The organism is Arthrobacter sp. 10N410, assembly GCF_056394945.1.
In genome coordinates this window covers 114643-135113 of sequence record NZ_JBFTIP010000001.1, presented here as the reverse complement: position 1 = coordinate 135113, position 20471 = coordinate 114643, and the positions used below count along the sequence as shown (strand labels likewise).

Here is a 20471-nt window from a genome sequence, read left to right as displayed (position 1 = left end):
GCACGACCCCTAACTATTTACCAGTGATCATCAGATGGCTGGAAAGTACTTCGATGGGCCGCGATCCACGCGGCCGGGGCAGTAAAAACGTTGACAAGTAGTGGGGTATACCTGTGTCGAACCGCTTTCCCGGGCGCCGCCTTTCCAAATTGCGGCTCGGAATTCTGCTGCTTGTTGTCGCTGCCCTTACGGGTGGCTCTATTTTGGGTCTTCGCTCATTCCAGGACGCAAACGCGGCCTCCTCAATTCCTTCGGTCTTCTCCGGCTATGTGGATGTGACGGCCACGCCGCGGTACTCGTTTGAGTCCGCGGCCACTCCCGAGGCCAAGAGCGTGGTCCTGTCGTTCATTGTTTCGGACAAGGGTGACCCCTGCGCGCCGTCGTGGGGCGCCGCGTACAGCCTTACTGCGGCCGAAGCAGAGCTGGACCTGGATCGGCGGATCGCCCGGCTTCGGCAGTCCGGCGGAGCCGTGTCCATTTCCTTCGGCGGCGCCATCAACACCGAGCTGTCCGTTGGGTGCACCGATCCGGCCCGTCTCACCGGCGCCTACCGCGATGTTGTGGAGCGCTACGACGTGAGCTCCATCGACCTCGACATCGAGGGCACCGCCCTTGCCGACACAGCCTCAGTCGACCGCCGGGCCCAGGCCGTGGCGGCGCTCCAGGCGGACCGGAAGAAGATGGGAAAGACTCTCGATGTGTGGCTGACCCTCCCTGCCGATCCGGCCGGGCTGACCCAGACGGGGCGCGACGTCGTCGCACGGACGCTTCGCGCCGGCGTCGACGTCACCGGCGTCAACATCATGACCATGGACTTTGGCGGCAGCAAGCCGGCCGGCCAGTCCATGTATGACGCGTCCGCGTCCGCAGCGGAGGCGGCGCACGCCCAGCTGCAGACCCTGTACCGCGCGAACGGCCAGGACATCGGATCGGACACGGCCTGGCGCCGGCTCGGGATCACCCCGATGATCGGACAAAACGATGTTGCGGGAGAAGTCTTTACGCTCGACGACGCGTCCGCGCTCAACGCCTATGCCAAGTCCAAGGGCGTGGGCCGGGTGTCCATGTGGTCGCTCAACCGGGACCGTACCTGCGGGAGCAACTACCCGAACGTGGCTAAAGTCTCCGACAGCTGCAGCGGCATCAACCAGGGCGACGCGCTGTTCTCCACCGTCCTGGGTGCGGACGTGATCCCCACGGGTTTCGCCGCCGCCCAGACCGCGCCGCCCTCCGCCAGCCCCAGCCCCACCGTCACGGATGACCCCTCCACCAGCCCGTATCCGGTCTGGAACGAGTCGGCCCGCTACGTTGGCGGCGACCGAATCGTGTGGCACGGGAATGTCTACGAGGCCAAGTGGTGGACCCAGGGCGACAGCCCGGACAACCCCGTGGACCAGGGCGCCACGGTTCCCTGGAAACTCATCGGCCCCGTGCTTCCCGGCGACCGCCCCAGCCCTCGGACCACTGTCGCCGCCGGCACGTTCCCGGAATGGTCCTCGACGACGGTCTACAAACGCGGCTCGCGGATCCTGTTCGACGGCTACGCCTTCGAAGCCAAGTGGTGGACACAGTCGGACAGCCCTCAGGCCATGCTCGAAGGCGCGCCAGACTCGCCCTGGATGAAGCTGACACCAGCCCAAATCCAGTCCCCCGCGGCAAAGTAGCCGGGGTGGTCGGCCGGCGCGCAATGTCCGCGGCGGCCCAGCGGAATACCGGATCCGCCCGGAATGTTGTGCATCACAGACCAACTTCCAGCCGCCCTCCAAGCGAAGGACTCTCCCATGAGCCAGAACCTCACCGTCAAGCTTCAGCCCGGAACCCCGGCCCCCGATTTCACGCTGCCCGACGCCGAGGGCAAGCCGGTTTCCCTGGCCGACTACCGCGGCAAGAACGTCATCGTGTACTTCTACCCGCAGGCCGCCACCCCGGGCTGCACCACCGAGGCCTGCGATTTCCGCGACAGCTTGGCCTCCCTGCAGGGCTCCGGCTATGAAGTCCTGGGCATCTCCCCGGACGCCCCCGAGGCACTGGCGCACTTCACCGGCGACTTCGCCCTGACCTTCCCGCTGCTGGCCGACGAGGACCACGCCGTGGCCCTCGCCTACGGCGCCTGGGGCGAGAAACTGGTCCGCGGCGAGATCACCGAGGGCATCGTCCGCTCCACCGTCGTCCTCGATCCCGAGGGCAAGGTGAAGCTGGCGCAGTACCAGGTCAAGGCCGAGGGCCACGTCGCCGCGCTCAAGGACGAACTCGGCGTCTAGGAATTCCGCCGCGGCCCAGGAAATCCGCACCGGTTTCGGACAGGCGCGCACCTAATCCGGCCTGCCTGCGTCCGAAAGCGCAGCGAAAATCCGCAGCCACAGCCGGACTTGTCCACATCCGCCGTCGTGCCCGTTGCCGACGACCGGGCGGCCGGAGAGCATCGGGGCATGGAACTTCCCCGACTCATTCTCAGCAGCGACTCGGCACGGCTCGGCCGGGACGCGCGCGAGCTGTGCCGCCGGGCCGCGGCGGGCGAGCTGCGCCGCATCAGGCGGGGCGTCTACGTTCAGTCGGTGGCATGGGACGCGCTGCCGAGCTGGAACCGGTACACGCTCCTCATCCAGGCGGCCGCGTCGACGCTGCAAAGCCGTACCGTGTTCTGCCGGAAGTCCTCGGCCGCGCTGTGGGACCTTCCGGTGCTGGGGCGCCCCACGCTGGTGCATGCCTGCACGTCCGACGACGGCGGCGGCCGCTCGCGGGCGGGTGTCCGGCGGCATTACACCGATCCGCTGACCCTGCAGGTCGAAGAGCGCCGGGGGCTGCTGGTCACGGGGCGGCTCCGGACCGTCCTGGATCTGGCGGCGTTCGAGTCATTTGAACAGGCCGCCGCTGCGCTGGACCACGTGCTGCGTCCGCAGCCGGGGCTGCCCGCTCTGAGCAAGGAGGAGCTCGACGGCGGCATCGGAGCCGATTACAGCGCGGCAGCGGTGCGCAGAATCCGGGCCGCGATCGACTTCGCAGACCCGGCATCGGGATCACCCGGCGAATCGGTGAGCCGTGCCCTAATGTATCGGCTGGGCTTCGAGCCCCCTCGGCTGCAAACCCCCATCCGCGATGCCCGCGGACTGGCCGCCTACACGGACTTCGAATGGCCGGAGCAGGGGCTGTGCGGGGAATTCGACGGCCTGGTCAAGTACCAGAAAGCCGAATACCTGCAGGGACGGACCACCTCCGAAGTCGTCATCGACGAGAAGGCCCGCGAGGACCGGATACGCGCCACCGGCCGGCGGGTTATCCGTTGGACCTGGACCGAGATCTCCGGGCCGGCGAAATTCGCCGCGTTTCTCACTTCCCACGGGGTCCCGAGGCTGACCAAGCCGGCCTGCCGCCGGTGATGGCGCGCCGGCATCGGAAATCCGCGCCGGTTCCGGTCAGCCGCTCCCCGGATCCGGGGCGCACCAGTCCGAAACCGGCGCGGAAACGCCGCGGCCCAGGGCCTACGCCTTGGTGCCCCCCACGATCGTCGCCGCTGACCGGAGCCTGAGCGCGCCCTGGTGCTCGTAGCGTCCCAGCAGCTGGAAGACATCGGAGCGGATCAGCGCCCGCGCTTCCTTGTCCGCCTTCGCCAGGCCCGTGGCCACCGTGGCCGCGATATCAGTGATGAATTCCCAGTAGCTGTCCGGGGAGTCGTGCACCAGGTCCGTGCTGACCTTGTGCTCGGCCACGTCCACCAAGCCGGCATCCCGGAACAGCCGGGTCATGAAGCCGGGCGCGGAGCAACGGAACAGCCCCGGCATGACATCGGGCCGCCGCGGCAGCTCCGCATGCTGAGCGAGTGAGCCAAGGACGAGGGCGGCCCAGGGGTTTTCCGCGGTCCGGCCCCAGACGGCCGCGCTGATCCTCGCCCCGGGCTTGGCCGCCCGCACCATTTCCCGCACGGCGCCCCGCATGTCGGGAAAGTAGTTGAAGCCGAAACGGCACAGGACGGCGTCGAACGTCGCGTCCTCGAAGGGCAGCTCCGCGGCATCACATACGTTGAAGCTCACATTGGCCAGCCCTTGGGCGGAGGCCTTCTCCTCGGCCACGTGCAGCATGCCGGCCGAGATGTCGGTGAGCACCACCTCGCCGTCGGGCACCAGGGCGGCCGCCGTGAGCCCGGGCTCGCCGGTGCCCGACGCAACATCGAGCACAATCGAGTCCGGTCGGAGCCGTGCGTCCTTGATCACGGCGTCGCCGAAAGGGCGTTGCCAGCCGAGCAGTTCCGCGTCCCACTTTTTCCAGCCTGCCGCGAACTGGTCCCAGATGATGCGCTGCCGGTCCCGGATACTGTCCGCTGCAACTGCCATGGTAGGTCCTTAAAAGTCCGGACCGCACCCTCCCCCACCCCCTAGTGTGCTCCGCCGCCCGAGTTCCCGCTAGGGTCCCGGATTTCCGCCACGGAATCGGTCCTCCGCGCCGCGGATCCCCACAGCGGCGGTCCGCAAACGGCGCGAAAATGCCCGGCGAAAAAGCAGCGCCCGCGCGGGCAGTAGGCTTAACGGCATGGCTCCTGAAGACACCCCCGTTGCGCCCGAACGCCGCTCCGTCACCGTCCGCCGCGCTCCGAGATACGTCCCGTTCCTGATCCTGGGCGGCCTGCTGGGCGTCGTAGTGGCCGCCGTTATCGCTTACGGCCTGCCGGCCGACGAGGGCTACGACGCCAACTCCGTCTTCGGCTTCTTCCTGACCTTCTGCATCGCGGGCGGGGCCATCCTGGGCGCCGCCGTCGCACTGGTGCTGGACCGGCTGAGCGTCCGCCGCGCCGAGCGCGCCGTCGTCGAGTCCGTCCCGGACTCTGTTCCGGACACCGACGGCGAGGACCGCGCCTAAGCAGGCGAAGGCCGGCCGGCAGGTCATAAACCGGCCTCCGGAAAAGTCCTAGCGCACAACGTGAGATAATCGACCAGTGGCACGCGGCGATGGAAAACTTTCTCATGACCTTCTCTCTGGCGAAAAAGGCCCGCAGGACGCATGTGGCGTCTTCGGGGTCTGGGCTCCCGGCGAAGAGGTAGCAAAACTCACCTATTACGGGCTGTACGCGCTGCAGCACCGCGGTCAGGAGTCGGCTGGTATTGCCACCAGCGACGGCAAGCGGATCAACGTCTACAAGGACATGGGGCTCGTGTCCCAGGTCTTCGACGAGACCACGCTGAACACCCTGACCGGGCACCTGGCCGTCGGCCACTGCCGCTACTCCACCACCGGCGCCAGCCACTGGGCCAACGCCCAGCCCACCCTCGGCGCCACCGCCACCGGCACGGTCGCCCTGGCGCACAACGGCAACCTCACCAACACCGCCGAGCTCAAGGCCATGATCGTGGACCGCAACGGCGGCCAGCTCACCGGCGAAATGAAGCAGGGCAACACCTCGGACACCGCCTTGGTCACGGCCCTGTTGGAGGGCGAGGAGGGCAAGTCCCTCGAACAGACCTCGCTGGAACTGCTGCCCAAGATCAAGGGCGGCTTCTGCTTCGTCTACATGGACGAAGGCACCCTCTACGCTGCCCGCGACACCTACGGCATCCGCCCGCTGGTCCTGGGCCGGCTGGAGCGCGGCTGGGTGGTGGCGTCCGAGCAGTCCGCCCTCGCCACGGTCGGCGCGAGCTTCATCCGCGAGATCGAACCGGGCGAATTCATCGCCATCGACGAACAGGGCGTCCGCTCCCAGCGCTTCGCCGAGCCGACGCCGGCCGGCTGCGTCTTCGAGTACGTCTACCTCGCCCGCCCGGACGCCGCGATTGCCGGCCGCTCGGTGTACGAATCCCGCGTGGAAATGGGCCGCCAACTGGCCCGCGAGAACACCCAGGAAGCGGACATCGTCATCCCCGTGCCGGAATCCGGCACCCCGGCCGCCGTCGGCTACGCCGAGGAATCCGGCATCCCGTTCGCGCACGGCTTCGTCAAGAACGCCTACGTGGGCCGCACCTTCATCCAGCCCTCGCAGACGCTCCGCCAGCTCGGCATCCGGCTCAAGCTCAACGCCCTGGAGTCTGTAATCCGCGGCAAGCGCGTGGTGGTGGTGGACGACTCGATCGTCCGCGGCAACACCCAGCGCGCCATCGTGCGGATGCTCCGGGAAGCCGGCGCCGCGGCCGTGCACATCAAAATTTCCTCCCCGCCGGTGAAGTGGCCCTGCTTCTACGGCATCGACTTCGCCTCCCGCGCTGAGCTGATCGCCAACGGCGCCACGATCGACGAGATCTCCCAGGCCATCGGCGCGGACTCGCTCGCGTACATCTCCGAGGACGGCATGATCGGCGCCACCCGGCAGCCGCGCGAACGCCTGTGCACGGCCTGCTTCACCGGGCAGTACCCGATCGAGCTGCCCGGCGCCGACAAGCTCGGCAAGAACCTGCTGGAGCGCCCCGACTCTGTCGGACAGCCTGTCGGACTGCCCGCCACGGCGGCCCCCGCAGCGCCCGGGAGCGCGGCCGCCGGGATTCCCGCGGCCGACGCTGCCGCCAACGCGGCGTCCGACGCCGCCATCCCGGCCGACGAGGATCCGGCTGAGAAGGCCGGCGCCACGGGTTGCGATCCGGGGCCCGACGCCGAGTTCGAAGAACTGCTCACCGACGCCGACCGCGTACCCGCCGACAAGCTTGATGCCGACAAGAAAGAGCCAGTATGACTTCCGCCTCCACGGCCGCTGACATGAACGACGCCCAGAACACCGGCATCACCTACGCCTCCGCCGGCGTCGACGTCGAAGCGGGCGACCGCGCCGTCGAACTCATGAAGGACGCCGTCAAGGCGACCCACAACTCCTCGGTGATCGGCGGTGTTGGCGGCTTCGCCGGCCTGTACGACGTCTCCAAGCTGCTCACCTACAAGCGGCCGCTGCTGGCCACCTCCACCGACGGCGTCGGCACCAAAGTCGCCATCGCCCAGGCCATGGACATCCACGACACCATCGGTTTCGACCTCGTGGGCATGGTGGTGGACGACATCGTGGTGGTGGGCGCCGAGCCGCTCTACATGACCGACTACATCGCCTGCGGCAAGGTGGTCCCGGAGCGGATCGCCGACATTGTCCGCGGCATCGCGGCCGCCTGCTCGGTCGCCGGTACCGCCCTGGTGGGCGGCGAAACCGCCGAGCACCCGGGCCTGCTCGGTGAGCACGAGTACGACGTCGCCGGTGCCGCCACCGGCGTGGTCGAGGCCGACTCGCTGCTGGGTCCGGAGCGCGTACGCGCCGGCGACGTGGTGATCGGCATGGCCTCCTCCGGCCTGCACTCCAACGGCTACTCGCTGGTCCGGCGCGTCGTCAACCACGCCGGCTGGGCCTTGGACCGCCACGTCTCCGAATTCGAGCGCACCCTGGGCGAGGAGCTCCTGGAGCCCACCCGGGTGTACGCCGCGGACTGCCTGGATCTGGCCCGCACGTTCCCGGTGGACGGCTCCGCTGCCGGCCGGGCCGTGCACGGCTTCAGCCACGTCACCGGCGGCGGACTGGCCGCCAACCTGGCCCGTGTCCTGCCGCAGGGCCTGCTGGCCACAGTGGACCGCGCCACCTGGGAGCTGCCGCCCATCTTCAAGCTGGTCTCCGAGCTGGGCAACGTCCCACTGGCCGACCTCGAGCGCACCCTCAACGTGGGCGTCGGCATGGTCGCGATCGTCTCCCCCGAGGCCGCCGACGCCGCCGTGAACCACCTGAATGCCCGCGGCTTGCCGTCGTGGATCATGGGCACCGTCGGGGAAAACTCCGACTCGGTTCTCAAGTCCGGCCCGGACTACGTCCAGGGCGCCAAGGGCGTCGACGGCGGCGCCGTCCGGATGGTCAACGCCTACGCCTAGCCTTACTGCTGCGTCGGCAGCGTAAGGATTTCGGCGCCGTCGTCGGTAATCGCGATGGTGTGTTCGCTGTGCGCGGTCCGGCAGCCGGTCGCGCTTCGGAGGGTCCACCCGTCGGCGTCGGTGACGAGCTTGGCGGTGTCCGCCATGACCCACGGTTCCAGCGCGAGCAGCAGCCCGGGGCGCAGGGTGTAACCCCGGCCTGGCCGGCCGGTGTTGGGAACATGCGGGTCCTGGTGCATCGTCGATCCGATGCCGTGCCCGCCGAACTCCGTGTTGATCGGATACCCGGCCTCGCTGAGGACCGCGCCGATGGCATGGGAGATGTCCCCGATGCGGGCTCCCGGTCCGGCCGCGGCTATCCCGGCGCTCAGTGCGCGTTCGGTGGCGTCGATCATGGCGACACTCCCGGCCGGCCGCGTCCCACCCACGATGAAGCTGATGGCGGAGTCCGAGGCCACCCCGTCCTTGGCGACGGCGAGGTCCAGAGTCAGCAGGTCCCCGTCGGCCAACGCGTAGTCGTGGGGGCGTCCGTGGAGGACGGCGTCGTTGACGCCCGTGCAGATGTAGTGGCCGAACGGCCCGCGCCCGAACGACGGCGCGTAATCGACGTAGCAGGACTCCGCCGCGGCGTCGGCGATCAATTCCGACGTCCACCGGTCGATGTCCAGCAGGTTGGTGCCGATGGAGCTCCGCAATTTCAGCGTCTGCAGGATGTCTGCGACCAGGCGGCCCGTCACTTTCGCACGCGCCAACTCGGTGTGGTTCAGGAACTCGATCATGTGACGCCCTTTCGTCCAAAACCAATAACTATACCGGTCATATTATCCCGGTATTAGAATTGGATCCATGGTCAGATTGCCGCTCACATCCGCTGAAGTCGAGCGCGGACAGCGCCTCGGTGTCCTGCTGCGCCGCGCGAGGGGTGACCGCTCCATGCTTGAAGTTGCCCTCGATGCGCGCGTCTCGCCCGAAACCCTTCGAAAGATCGAGTCTGGCCGCGTGGCCACGCCGGCCTTTCCGACCATAGCCGCGATCGCCGGCGTCCTGGGCCTCTCCCTCGATGCCGTGTGGGCCGAGGTGAGCCCGCCCGGGTCCGGCGATGAAGCTGCGGGCCCTGGCAGCACCGCACGCGCGCGGCTTGCCTCGTAGGCGTTCCGGCTCTCTTTCGGGGGCCCGGCTAAACCTCCAGCACGCTGAACACGCCGCCCTGCGGGTCCCGGAGCGTCGCAATGGCACCGGCTTCATCGTCCGCCGGTTCAATGAGGACGACGCCGCCCGCAGCGCGCGCCGTCGCCACGGCTTCGGCGACGCTGGGAACCCCGAAATACACCTGCCAGCCCGGCTCAAGGTTGCGCTCGGCCGCGGGCACGGTGGCGATCCCGGCGACCTCTGTGCCGTCCACCATCAGGGTCGTGTACGTTCCTCCGTCGTCCTGCGGGTACTCGGTCACCTCGTGGCGGAAAAGCTGCTGGAAGAACCCGACGGCGGCCTGCGGCTCGGGCGTGAGCAACTCGACCCAGGCCAGGGCGCCCGCTTCCTCGCTCCGCGCCGTGCCGAAGTGCGTGCCGGCCTGCCAGGCGCCCGTGGTCCCACCGCCGGGCGGGGCGAAGAAGACCATCACGCCGGTTCCGTCCACAGCTTCCGGCCCAAACTCGAGCACCCCGCCGGTGTGCGGCAGTTCGGCGGCGAGCCCGGCGGCGTCGTCGACGGCGAAGTAGACGTTCCACTGTCCCGGGGCCGCCGCCCGCTGCTGCTGCGGGTTCTGCGGCGCGATGACGGTAACCAGTTCCTGGCCCAGAAACGCCTGGGCGAAGCTGCGTCCGTCGGGGGTGGGCTGGTCCTCGTATCGCCAGCCGAAGATGGCGGCGTAAAACTCCTTGGCCGCAGCCACATCGGACGTCTGGAGGTCGGCCCAACAGACCTCGCCTTCGGCATACCCCGAACGAATCGCCATGGAAAGTCCTTCCCAGAGAAATGCCGGACAGCCCGGCAAGTCCAAACTAGCCCGGGGCGCTTGGCCCAGCAACCGATCCTCGCCCGCCGTTTCGATGGTTCCCTGCCCACAAGTCGTTTAGAAGCATCGACTGGGCGCGGAACCGTCTAAGCGGCGGTTCAGCGGCGGGGCAGCGGGGCCGGCACGGAGGGAGGGCGGCAGGGGCGGGTGGTTGCCGGACGCAAAAAACCCGCCAGGCACGCCCCGAAGAGGGCGTGGCCGGCGGGCCTGTAAAACTTGGTCGGCACCCTCGTTTGGCAAGGGGTGACCGGAAGAAGTGTCGACTAACCTATCCGACGGGAATCTACCTCGTCGTCGTCCTCTTCCACATCGTCCGCGTACTTATCCACATAAGCCGAATAATCCGGCTCAACGGGCTCACTCGAGAAGCGACTCGGCGCACGACCCTCCGAGCTCTTGAGCTCACGCTGAAGCGCAGAGTAGTCAGTGTTCGGGGAATAGTACTTAATATCCCGAGCCTGCTTGGTAGCTTTTGCCTTTTGACGGCCGCGCCCCATGGCGTGACCCCCTTTTGTACTCGGACCGGAGGTGGTCACCATTGGCGTTCGGTGAGGCCCCGGAATGTTTGGTCAATTTGTCGTACACCTAGATTACATGCTTTCGGCGGTCACTGCTCGCCGCCCGAGCGCCTCCGCATGCGGCCCGGCAGCCTTCTTCGATAGAGTCTCTTGATGGGCTCCCGGAAACGCGGCCCGGAGCCGGGCATCCAGCCCCGGCAAAGACGCACGGAAGAGGTGAATTCCCGAGTGACCGAAAAGCCTGCGAGCGACGAGAACGCCAGGCGCGGCGATGCCGGAATGCCTGACGTTCCCCCTGCGGACAGCCCCGGAGAGCGGCCGGTCCCGGCCCCGCCGGCACGCATGCCCTCTTCCGTCCGCATCCCGCCCCGGCCTTCCGCGCCGCCGACGTCCGCCGTCCCGCTTGTCCCGCGCAGCATCGCCTCAAGCACCCCTCCCTCAAGCACCACTCCTTCAAGCACCACTCCCCTAAGCAGCACCGCGCCGGGCGCCACTGCCCCTGCACCTACCGCACCCGCCGCGCCGTCCTCCCGGCGGGCCGCTGCCCGGTCCGAAGCCCGGGCGGGAGCCGAAACCTTGGCGGCAGCCGAAACCCGGTCCACGACGCCGGCCGCAGGCGGCGGACGCGCCGGCGTCGAGGCCCCGAAGCGGAAGGCCGGGAACCGGAAGACCACCTCCGGCGCGTCCCAATTCGGCAAGCTGCTCTCCGCCCAGGTGGCGCAACTCAGGACCTCAGACCTGGGGCCCCGCGCCCGGCAGCTCGGCGGCAGGCTGGGCGCGAGCGCCCGACGCGCGGGCCGGACCCTCTGGGCCGCCGCCCAACGGCTGGGCCTGGCGAAGGTCGGCACCGCCCTGGCCGCCGTCGTCGTGCTGGGGCTGGTGATCTGGTGGCTGACCTCGCTGGGTGCCGCCACCCAGCAACCCAAGGCCGGCGCCTCGTCCGCTCCGGCCGGGTCCTCGTCCGCGGCCCCCGCGGCCCGGGGCCCGCTGCCGCTGGAAGGCGTCAACCCGATGGACTTCCGGCTCGGCGACTGCTTCAAGGACTTCGACGCAAACGCCCCCACCTCCACTGTCGTGGCCTGTGACACCGGACATTCGGCCCAGTTGGTGGCAGTGGACAGTTACGCCGCCGCCGACGCCTACCCGGGCCGTGACCCGCTGAAGCAGAAGGCGCTGGACACCTGCAAGGCGGCCCAGCTCACCGACAAGTCCGGGAACTACCAGTTCAGCTACAAACTGGCCTATCCGAGCTCCTCCAGCTGGGGCACCGGCGACCGGCGGGTGGACTGCTACTTCGTGGCCGACGGCGGAAACGTCATCAAGGAATCCCTGATCCCGCGGCTCTAGGGCTCCGTCAGCGTATTCTTCACGCCCGGCGGCGGGTTTTTCATGGACACCAGCGGAACCAACGGTACCTTTGAGGTGTTGCTGAATCTCTCGGCTGCCCATTCAGGAGGAGACATGGTCGTGGCACCGGATTCTGTCGACGGTGGAAAGGGGAGCGTCAAACTCCTCGCTGACGGCTACATCCACCTGCAGTGGCTACCCGGGATCAGCATTGAGGTCGCGGATGCCCGGGCGGCGATGGCGAAAGTGAACGAGGCCTGCCAGGGCGTCCCCCATCCGATGCTTGTCGACATGGCGGCGGTGGCTTCCGTCAGCCGTGAAGCCCGAAGCATCTGGTCCATCCCGTGCAGCGCTTCCCGCATCGCCCTGCTGGGACGGTCGCCCGTGGACCGGGTCCTGGCGAACTTCTTCCTGGGGGTTCATATACCGCCTTGCCCAACACGGTTTTTCACCTCGCGCAACGACGCCATGGAATGGCTCAGTGCCGACCGGTGAAAGGGGTCGGCAACGACAAGACAGCATCGCAACTGTCGACGTTCCTGAGACTCTTCCCTACACGGCTCCGGCCGACGGGGCTGTAGACGGCCGCCTGCAACTGCTGGTCGACGGCATCGTCCGGCTTGCTGCCGGCGAGCTGAGTGCGCGGATCGAACCCTCGGACCAACGCGATGAGATTGATGCCGTCATTACCGGCGTCAATCTCCTCGCCGAAGAACTCGGCTATATCCATTCGGACCTGGAAGAACGGGTGGCTGCCCGCACCGCCATGTTGCGGCGCACCCAGGTGGAGCTGGAGCAGATGGCCAAAACCGATGCTTTGACGGGCCTGGCCAATCGGACCCTGCTCAGCGAGCGAATCCAGGACGCGATCAGCGCCAGCGCACAGGGCGGCAGCGCCGCGGCCGTTCTCGTGTTGGATCTGGATTCCTTCAAAGCAATCAACGACACCATGGGGCACAGCGCCGGGGATGCTGTGCTTGTGGAGGTCTCCAGCCGTCTGCGCTCCGTGGTCCGGACCTCGGACACCGTGGCGCGCCTCGGCGGGGATGAATTCGCCGTCCTCATTGCAGGGGCGACCGAAGAGGAAGTCGTCCACATTGCGCAGCGGGCGCGGGAAGCCCTGCAGGAGTGCATACACGTGGGATCCGAAACGGTCTGGACCACGGCGAGCATCGGGATCTGCCTTCGCAATCCCGGACATAGCTCGGAGGAACTCATGCGCGATGCCGACATCGCCATGTATCAAGCCAAGGCCCAGGGCCGGAACAGAATCGAGCGCTTCCACCCGGATATGCTCGACGCCGTCAGGGAGCGATCGCGGATAACAGCCGAGTTGCGCACGGCGGCTTCCGAGGGACAGCTGGCACTTCTCTACCAGCCGGTCATTGAACTCGCCTCCGGGCGAGTCGCCGGCGTGGAGGCCCTCGTCCGGTGGCACCACCCGGTCCACGGAACCATCATGCCGGACAACTTCATCGGCATCGCGGAAGAAACCGGCCTCATCGTCGAGCTGGGTCGATGGATCCTGCACGAAGGAATCTCTCAGCTGAGCCGGTGGAAAAGGGAGGCACCGGATCTCACCGATTTCCGGCTGCACATCAATCTCTCGGCCGCCGAGCTCCTCAGAGGCGACCTGCTGCAGGACATCCGGGACACGTTGGAAAAGAACGACGTGCAACCGGGCCGGCTGGTGCTTGAGATCACCGAAACCGTCCTGATGTCCCCCGGAGCGGGAGAGGAACAGGTGCTGAGAGCCCTCCGCGCCATGGGTGTGGGACTGCAGATTGACGACTTCGGCACCGGGTACTCGTCCATCAGCTACCTCCGGACGCTTCCCGCAGACACAGTCAAGGTGGACCACTCCCTCATCAAGGACCTTGAGTCCGACCCCCGGCAGCAGAAATTCGTTTCTGCCATCCTCCAGCTGATCTCAGCGGCCGAGCTCGAGGCGATTGTGGAGGGCATCGAAACGGCCGGGCAGGCCGCAGAACTCCGGGCTATGGGTTGTCTCTACGGGCAGGGCTACTACTTCGGACGTCCGGAGCCCGCTGTAGACGCACTTAATCGGCTCCGCGCTGCCGGACAGCAAAGGTAAAGTGACGGCATGGCAAAGCTCTGGGACCGCATGCGGCTTATCCCGACAGTGGTTCGTCTCGCATCCCGGGCACCGAGGGATCCGCATGCCGCCTGGGACAAGTACTGGAAGGGCATCGACACGACGGGCAGGGCCGGAGACGTTCTCTGGGACGCCGATTCCGCTGCGGAGCGCGGGCAGTACGCCGATCTGATCCGCGCCCACTTTGATCCGGCTCTTCCGGTCGTTGACGTGGGTTGCGGCAATGGGACGTACACCCGGTGGCTGGCCGGGCTTTTTCCACGGGTGATCGGAATCGATGTGTCCGCCGGCGCCATCGACAGAGCGGCTGCGGAATCAGAAAATGTCCCCAATGCTGAGTTTATGGTCCTGGATGCTGCGGATACAGGCACGGGAGGACTTGGCTTGGAGCGGCTGGGCGCAGCCAACGTCTTCGTCCGCGGGGTCTTTCACGTCCTGAAACCCGACAAGCAAGCCGCCATGGTGGAAAACCTGCGGACGGCAGTCGGGGACAAGGGCCGGATCTTTTTGGCGGAAACCAATTTCCCCGGCAACAGCCTCGACTATTTGGCGGAGCTCGGGGCCACCCGAGAGAACGTACCGCGCCAGCTGCGCCGGGCGCTGGAAAACCTGCCACGTCCGGGCCGCTTCGGTGCCCGCGAACGCCATGCCTTGTTCCCGGACGCGGACTGGCAGCTCATCGAGGACGGCCCGATCAGCATCGAGGTGGTCCCCATGAGGTCCGAGAATGCCCGCCAAAGCGTTCCGGGATATTTCGCCCTTATGGCGGGAACCGGCAAAGCCCCGGGCCAGCAGAGCTGACATTCAACGAAAAGGCCGCCCGCCGGTGGAATCCGGCGGGCGGCCCTTGCCGTTCGCGGCGTGACTCCTTGCGTTACTCCTTGCGGCGGACCGAGAGCCCGCTGCCGGTGGACGCTCCGCCGTCGGGCCGCGCGGACACGTCCGCGCCGCCCATGGTGAGCTCCATCAGATCCGGGGCGGTGTCCACCAGGACCGTGTCGCCGTCGGCGATCTCGCCGGCCAGGATGGACTTGGCCAGCCGGTCTCCGATCTCCCGCTGCACCAAGCGGCGCAGCGGCCGGGCGCCGTAGGCAGGGTCGAAGCCGGTGACGGCCAGCCAGGCCCGCGCGCCTTCCGATACTTCGAGAGTCAGGCGGCGGCCCTTGAGCCGTTCGCCCAGCTCCTTGACCTGCAGCTCGACGATCTCGGCGAGTTCCTCGACGCTCAGCGGGTCGAAAAGCACCACCTCGTCGAGCCGGTTCAGGAATTCGGGCTTGAAGGAGGCGTGCACCGTGGCCATGACCGCATCCCGCTTGGCGGCGGCGTCGAGGTTCGGGTCCACGAGGAACTGGCTGCCCAGGTTGGAGGTCAGGACCAGGATCACGTTCCGGAAGTCCACGGTGCGGCCCTGGCCGTCGGTGAGGCGGCCGTCGTCGAGCACCTGCAGGAGGATGTCGAAGACCTCCGGGTGGGCCTTCTCCACCTCGTCGAGCAACAGGACGGAGTACGGACGACGGCGGACAGCCTCGGTCAGCTGGCCGCCCTCCTCGTAGCCCACGTAGCCCGGAGGCGCCCCGACCAGCCGCGCCACGGAGTGCTTCTCCGAGTACTCGGACATATCGATCCGCACCATGGCCCGCTCGTCGTCGAAGAGGAAGTCCGCGAGCGACTTGGCCAGCTCGGTCTTGCCGACGCCGGTCGGGCCCAGGAACAGGAAGGATCCGGTGGGCCGGTTGGGGTCGCTGATACCGGCGCGGGCCCGGCGCACGGCGTCGGAGACGGCGGTGACCGCCTTGGTCTGGCCGATCAGCCGTTCGCCCAGGACGCGCTCCATCTCCAGCAGCTTCTGGCTCTCGCCCTGCAGCATGCGCCCGGCCGGGATGCCGGTCCACGCGGAGATCACCTCGGCGATGTCATCCGCGGTCACCTCGTCGGCCACCATCTGCCCGGACTTGTCGGTCACGGCCGCTTCGGCCTCGGCCGCGGCCTTGAGTTCACGTTCCAGGGCCGGGATCTCGCCGTAGAGGATCCGGGACGCCGTCTCGAAGTCGCCCTCGCGCTCAGCTTTTTCCTCCGCGGACCGCAGCTCATCCAGCTTGGCGCGCAGGTCGCCGGCACGGTTCAGGCCCGCCTTCTCGGTCTCCCAGCGGGCGTTCAGGGCCGCGAGCTCCTCCTTCTTGTCCGCCATATCGGCGCGCAGAGCGGCAAGGCGTTCCACCGAGGCCGGGTCGGTCTCGCCGGCCAGGGCCAGTTCCTCCATGGTCAGCCGGTCCACCTGGCGGCGCAGCTGGTCGATCTCCTCCGGGGCGGAGTCGATCTCCATCCGCAGCCGGGACGCGGCCTCATCGACGAGGTCGATCGCCTTGTCCGGCAGCTGCCGGCCGGAGATGTACCGGTTGGACAGGGTCGCCGCGGCCACGAGGGCGGAGTCGGAGATGGAAACCTTGTGGTGCGCCTCGTAGCGTTCCTTCAGTCCGCGCAGGATGCCGATCGTGTCATCCACGCTCGGTTCGCCGACGAAGACCTGCTGGAAGCGGCGTTCCAGCGCCGGGTCCTTTTCGATGTTCTCGCGGTATTCGTCGAGCGTGGTGGCGCCGATCAGCCGGAGTTCACCGCGGGCGAGCATGGGCTTGAGCATGTTGCCGGCGTCCATCGAGCTGTCCCCGGAGGCGCCCGCGCCGACCACGGTGTGGAGCTCGTCGATGAAGGTGACGATCTGGCCCTCGGAGCTCTTGATCTCCTCCAGCACCGCCTTGAGCCGCTCCTCGAATTCGCCGCGGTACTTGGCGCCCGCCACCATCGAGGCCAGGTCCAGGGCAACCAGGGTCTTGCCGCGCAGGCTCTCGGGCACGTCGCCGGCCACGATCCGCTGGGCCAGGCCTTCGACGACGGCGGTCTTGCCGACGCCGGGTTCGCCGATGATCACCGGGTTGTTCTTGGTGCGGCGGCTGAGGACCTGGATGATGCGGCGGATCTCGGCGTCGCGCCCGATCACCGGGTCCAGCTTGCCGGAGCGCGCGATCGCGGTCAGGTCGGTGCCGAACTTCTCCAGCGCTTGGAAGGTGTTTTCGGGGTCGGCGTTGTCCACCTTGCGGTCGCCGCGGACCCCGGGCAGCGCTGCGAGCAGCGCCTCGTGGGAGGCGCCGGCATCGCGGAGCAGCCGCCCGACGTCGTCGCTGCCGGAGGCGAGGCCCAGCAGCAGGTGCTCGGTGGAGACGAAGGTGTCGCCGAGCCGTTCCGCCTCGTTCTGCGCGTTCTTGATGGCCTGCATCGCGGCGCGGGAAAGCTGGGCCTGCTGCACGGAGCCGCCCGAGGTGGAGGGGAGGGCCTTGATGGCGGAGCTGGCCTGGACGCTGACGGCATCCGGATCGGTTCCGGTGGCGCGGAGGAGCGCGACGGCGACCCCCTCGCGCTGGTCCATGAGCGCCTTAAGCAGATGGGCCGGTTCCAGCTGCGGGTTTCCGGCCGTCGAGGCGTTCATGGCTGCTGCCGAAAGAGCCTCCTGGCTCTTGGTAGTGAATTTCGCGTCCAAAGAGAGCTCCTTCCGGGATAAAACTGTCGTCAAAGTTGAGTCTAGCCCGCTCAACTTTGGAATTGGCTCCTTTAGCTCCATGTTTGCCCACGGCGAAACTGCTGTCTAGGGCCGGAGTCCTCCGGCGCGGCCGGGCGTCCTTACGGACATGCCCATCCTTCGCGCGGGGCGCTGGGCATGCCCGGCCTCAGCCCTTCGAGCGTCCGGACATGCCCATCCTTCGCGCGGGGCGCTGGGCATGCTCAGCCGCCACCCTTCGAGCTTCCGGACATGCCCATCCTTGGCTCGGGGCGCTGGGCATGCCCGGCCTCAGCCCTTGGAGCGTCCGGACATGCCCATTCCTCGCGCCTACGAATGGACATAGTCCGGATATGTCTACTGGCCGAGTCCAAGGATGGGCATGTCCGTTGGGCTGGCTGCGGAAACCGAGCGAACCCAGGCCAGAGCATGTCCGTCGGACCGGATGCCACACCCGGACATCCCACCCCACATCACTTAACGTTGCTTAACGTTGCGCGGGCTAATTACTGTAACTGAGGTCACAGGGACCGAAACCGACGCGAAGGAGGGTCAGAATGCAGGAACAGGCCACCACCGTTGCCGCCGATGGCCCCGTTGCGCCGGTATCAGCAGCCGCAGTGGCCCGCGCGGCCGGCGTCTCCTCCGCCGCGGTGTCCTACGTCCTCAACGGCAAGGGCGGTGTCTCGCCGGAGACCCGGCGCCACATCATCCACGTGGCGAACGAGCTGGGCTTCAGGCCCCGTAAGTCCTCCCAGTCCACCGATCTGCAGCGCACCCGCGTGATCGGCCTGATCTTGCCCAACATCATCAACCCGATGTTCCCGCGCTGGGCGCAGGGCGTCATTTCCGCGGCAGCCGATTCCGGCTACGAGGTCTTTGTCGCCACCACCCAGGACGATCCGGAGGTCCTCGCCCAGGTCACGTCCACGCTCGCGAACCGCAACGTGGACGGCGTCATCCTCGCCGCCTCGCTCCGGGACGATGCGCGCGCCCTCCGCACCCTGAGGTCCGCCCGGATCCCCTACGTCTGCCTGTCCCGCCGGGCGGACTTCCTCGATTCAGACTTTGTCGGGATCGACGACGACGCCGCCGCGACGCTGCTGATGCAGCACATGCTCGCCCACGGCTACACCGAGATCGCCACCGTGATCGGCCCCCGTTTTTCCACCGCTTCACTGGCCCGGGAACAGGCCTTCGTGCGGACGGCGGCCGCCGCCGGCGTCGTCATCAGCGGGGACCGCAAGATCAGCACCCGGGTGAACAACGAAGGCGGCCGGCTGGCCGCGGAACGTCTCTTCGCCTCCGGAAACCCGCCGCAGGCAGTGGTCTGCGGCAGCGACGAGCTCGCCATCGGCGTGATGGAGTACGCCCTGGCGCGGGGCCTGCGGATCCCGGAGGACGTGGCCGTGGCCGGCTGCGACGGGCTGCCGCACAGCCGCTCCGGACTGATCAACCTGACCAGCATTGTCCAGCCGCAGCAGGAGATGGCCCATGAGGCCTTCGCCATGCTGCTCAAACGCATCGAAGCCCCGTCCCGGAACTACACCTCGCTGGTGTGCCGGCACCGCCTCCATATCGGCCGCACCTGCGGCTGTACCCCCGCCCTCACCTAGTCACCACACCAACCGCAACTCCCCAAACGCACCACCTCGCAGCGTCGGCTGCCGATTGAACGCTGCCCGCTGTCCGCCCTGACCATCAATCCTGACCTCAATTCAAGGACGAAGACCCATGTCAGTTGTATCCGCACCAACGAAGATGCGCACACCGCAGGAAATTAACGGCGTGATCCTGCGCCGAGTCATGCCGCTGCTGATCGGCGCCTACATCATGGCGTTCCTGGACCGCACCAACATCGGTATGGCCAAGGACCGCCTGGAGATTGACCTCGGCATCTCCGCCACCGCCTACGGCATCGGCGCCGGCCTGTTCTTCCTGACCTACGCCCTCTCCGAAATCCCCTCGAACCTGATCATGCACAAGGTGGGCGCACGCTTCTGGATCATGCGGATCATGATCACCTGGGGCATCATCTCGGCCGGCATGGCCTTCGTGCAGGGAGAGTGGTCCTTCTACATCATGCGGATGCTGCTCGGCGTCGCCGAGGCCGGGCTCTTCCCAGGCGTTATGTACTTCCTGACCCAGTGGTTCGTGGTCAAGGACCGCGCCAAGGCCAACGGCATGTTCTTGCTGGGCGTCTCGATCGCCAACATCGTCGGAGCCCCGCTCGGCGGGCTGCTGCTGACCCTGGACGGCCTCGGCGGCCTGCACGGCTGGCAGTGGATGTTCCTCGTCGAGGGCCTGCCGGCCTGCGTCCTGGCCTACGTCGTCTGGAAGAAGCTCCCGGACCGGCCCAGCAAAGCCACGTTCCTCAGCCCCGAGGAGGCCGCCGACCTCGAGGCCCGGATCGCCGCCGAAGAGAAGGCCGGCGCGGAAGCCTCCGGCAACCACCGCCTCCGCGACGTCCTGAAAGACAAGCAGATCCTCCTGGTCGTGGGCGTCTATTTCACCCACCAGATTGCCGTCTACGCCCTGTCCTACTTCCTGCCCTCCATCATCGGCACCTACGGCAAGCTCAACCCGCTGCAGATCGGCCTGCTGACCGCCATCCCGTGGATCTTCTCCGCGGCCGGCGCGCTGCTGGTTCCCCGCTTCGCCACCGACGGCAAACGCTCCCGCCTCCTGGTCACCGGCACCATGATCGGCATCATCGCCGGCTTCGCGCTCGGCGCCGTCGGCGGCCCGCTGCTCGGCATGATCGGCTTCTGCCTGGCAGCCTTCAACTTCTTCGCCCTGCAGCCGATCCTCTTCACCTACCCGGCCACCCGCCTCAGCGGCGCCGCCCTCGCTGGCGGCATCGCGTTCGTCAACACCATCGGCCTGCTCGGCGGCTTCCTCGGCCCCTACGTCATGGGCTTCATGCAGGATGCCACCGGCTCCAAGCTCTCCGGCCTGTGGTTCATCGTGGGCATGTGCATCATCGGTGCACTGCTGTCCCTGATGCTCAAGCGCGGCACCGAGAAGCCCGACGTCGTCCCCGCTGCCCACTAAGCGCCCGACGCCGGCCGCCACCGAACGCTCCACCGCCAACGCTCTGCCGGCGCCCCT

18 protein-coding genes are annotated in these 20471 nt (G+C 67.7%); 13 read left to right on the top strand and 5 right to left on the bottom strand.

From position 1 onward, the window contains the following. Positions 1-203 precede the first annotated feature (203 nt). From AC1DB8_RS00625 to AC1DB8_RS00615, 3 genes are all read left to right on the top strand, one after another. The gene (locus tag AC1DB8_RS00625; RefSeq protein ID WP_441416659.1) at positions 204-1664 is read left to right on the top strand and encodes a chitinase; all 1461 of its coding nucleotides are present in this window, start codon (positions 204-206) and stop codon (positions 1662-1664) included. A 117-nt stretch (positions 1665-1781) separates the two neighbouring features. Then, positions 1782-2261, top strand: coding sequence for a thioredoxin-dependent thiol peroxidase (bcp, locus tag AC1DB8_RS00620; protein WP_175322394.1), 480 nt, complete (start codon positions 1782-1784; stop codon positions 2259-2261). Positions 2262-2429: 168 nt separating this feature from the next. Next, positions 2430-3377 (top strand): hypothetical protein, encoded by a 948-nt coding sequence (locus AC1DB8_RS00615; protein ID WP_476891934.1) that lies wholly within the window; start codon positions 2430-2432, stop codon positions 3375-3377. 102 nt (positions 3378-3479) lie between these two features. Here AC1DB8_RS00615 and AC1DB8_RS00610 read toward each other — a convergent pair whose 3' ends face one another. Continuing rightward, entirely contained in the window at positions 3480-4328 is an 849-nt protein-coding gene (locus AC1DB8_RS00610) for a class I SAM-dependent methyltransferase (protein ID WP_441416657.1), read from the bottom strand. Between the two features lie 196 nt (positions 4329-4524). Here AC1DB8_RS00610 and AC1DB8_RS00605 point away from each other — a divergent pair, with 196 nt between their 5' ends. The 3 genes from AC1DB8_RS00605 (at position 4525) to purM (ending at position 7815) form a co-directional block, all read left to right on the top strand. Next, positions 4525-4851 carry a hypothetical protein gene (locus AC1DB8_RS00605; protein ID WP_441416656.1) on the top strand — a complete coding sequence of 109 codons (327 nt, stop codon included), beginning with the start codon at positions 4525-4527 and terminating at the stop codon, positions 4849-4851. 76 nt (positions 4852-4927) lie between these two features. After that, positions 4928-6649 carry an amidophosphoribosyltransferase gene (gene purF / locus AC1DB8_RS00600; RefSeq protein ID WP_441416655.1) on the top strand — a complete coding sequence of 574 codons (1722 nt, stop codon included), beginning with the start codon at positions 4928-4930 and terminating at the stop codon, positions 6647-6649. Next, positions 6646-7815, top strand: a complete 1170-nt coding sequence (gene purM / locus AC1DB8_RS00595; RefSeq protein ID WP_441416654.1) for a phosphoribosylformylglycinamidine cyclo-ligase — start codon at positions 6646-6648, stop codon at positions 7813-7815. Before purF ends, purM begins: the two co-directional genes overlap by 4 nt. Before the next feature lie 2 nt (positions 7816-7817). On the opposite strand, the gene map is transcribed toward purM, so the two are convergent. Continuing rightward, positions 7818-8594 carry a type I methionyl aminopeptidase gene (map, locus tag AC1DB8_RS00590; RefSeq protein WP_476891933.1) on the bottom strand — a complete coding sequence of 259 codons (777 nt, stop codon included), beginning with the start codon at positions 8592-8594 and terminating at the stop codon, positions 7818-7820. A 67-nt stretch (positions 8595-8661) separates the two neighbouring features. Here map and AC1DB8_RS00585 point away from each other — a divergent pair, with 67 nt between their 5' ends. Further along, positions 8662-8964, top strand: a complete 303-nt coding sequence (locus AC1DB8_RS00585) for a helix-turn-helix domain-containing protein (RefSeq protein WP_441416652.1) — start codon at positions 8662-8664, stop codon at positions 8962-8964. Between the two features lie 28 nt (positions 8965-8992). Here the strand turns inward: AC1DB8_RS00585 and AC1DB8_RS00580 are convergent, their stop codons facing one another. Then, on the bottom strand, positions 8993-9769 hold the full coding sequence (locus tag AC1DB8_RS00580) for a VOC family protein (protein ID WP_476891932.1): 777 nt from the start codon (positions 9767-9769) through the stop codon (positions 8993-8995). A gap of 323 nt (positions 9770-10092) precedes the next feature. After that, the gene (locus tag AC1DB8_RS00575; protein WP_082492711.1) at positions 10093-10326 is read right to left on the bottom strand and encodes a DUF3073 domain-containing protein; all 234 of its coding nucleotides are present in this window, start codon (positions 10324-10326) and stop codon (positions 10093-10095) included. 597 nt (positions 10327-10923) lie between these two features. Between AC1DB8_RS00575 and AC1DB8_RS00570 the strand changes: the two genes are divergently transcribed. From AC1DB8_RS00570 to AC1DB8_RS00555, 4 genes are all read left to right on the top strand, one after another. Continuing rightward, the gene (locus AC1DB8_RS00570) at positions 10924-11694 is read left to right on the top strand and encodes a septum formation family protein (protein ID WP_476891931.1); all 771 of its coding nucleotides are present in this window, start codon (positions 10924-10926) and stop codon (positions 11692-11694) included. A gap of 114 nt (positions 11695-11808) precedes the next feature. Continuing rightward, complete coding sequence (locus AC1DB8_RS00565; RefSeq protein ID WP_476892281.1) at positions 11809-12189, top strand: DUF7793 family protein; 381 nt, start codon at positions 11809-11811, stop codon at positions 12187-12189. Further along, positions 12176-13789, top strand: coding sequence for a putative bifunctional diguanylate cyclase/phosphodiesterase (locus tag AC1DB8_RS00560; RefSeq protein WP_476891930.1), 1614 nt, complete (start codon positions 12176-12178; stop codon positions 13787-13789). Before AC1DB8_RS00565 ends, AC1DB8_RS00560 begins: the two co-directional genes overlap by 14 nt. A gap of 9 nt (positions 13790-13798) precedes the next feature. Next, the gene (locus tag AC1DB8_RS00555; RefSeq protein WP_441416647.1) at positions 13799-14611 is read left to right on the top strand and encodes a class I SAM-dependent methyltransferase; all 813 of its coding nucleotides are present in this window, start codon (positions 13799-13801) and stop codon (positions 14609-14611) included. A 73-nt stretch (positions 14612-14684) separates the two neighbouring features. On the opposite strand, the gene clpB is transcribed toward AC1DB8_RS00555, so the two are convergent. After that, complete coding sequence (gene clpB / locus AC1DB8_RS00550; protein ID WP_441416646.1) at positions 14685-17342, bottom strand: ATP-dependent chaperone ClpB; 2658 nt, start codon at positions 17340-17342, stop codon at positions 14685-14687. A gap of 575 nt (positions 17343-17917) precedes the next feature. On the opposite strand from clpB, the gene AC1DB8_RS00545 reads away from it, so the two are divergent. Together AC1DB8_RS00545 and AC1DB8_RS00540 are read left to right on the top strand one after the other, a co-directional pair. Then, positions 17918-18976, top strand: coding sequence for a LacI family DNA-binding transcriptional regulator (locus AC1DB8_RS00545; protein ID WP_476891929.1), 1059 nt, complete (start codon positions 17918-17920; stop codon positions 18974-18976). A gap of 118 nt (positions 18977-19094) precedes the next feature. Beyond that, positions 19095-20414: an MFS transporter gene (locus AC1DB8_RS00540; protein ID WP_441416644.1), complete on the top strand. Its 1320-nt coding sequence runs from the start codon at positions 19095-19097 to the stop codon at positions 20412-20414. Positions 20415-20471: the final 57 nt, after the last annotated feature.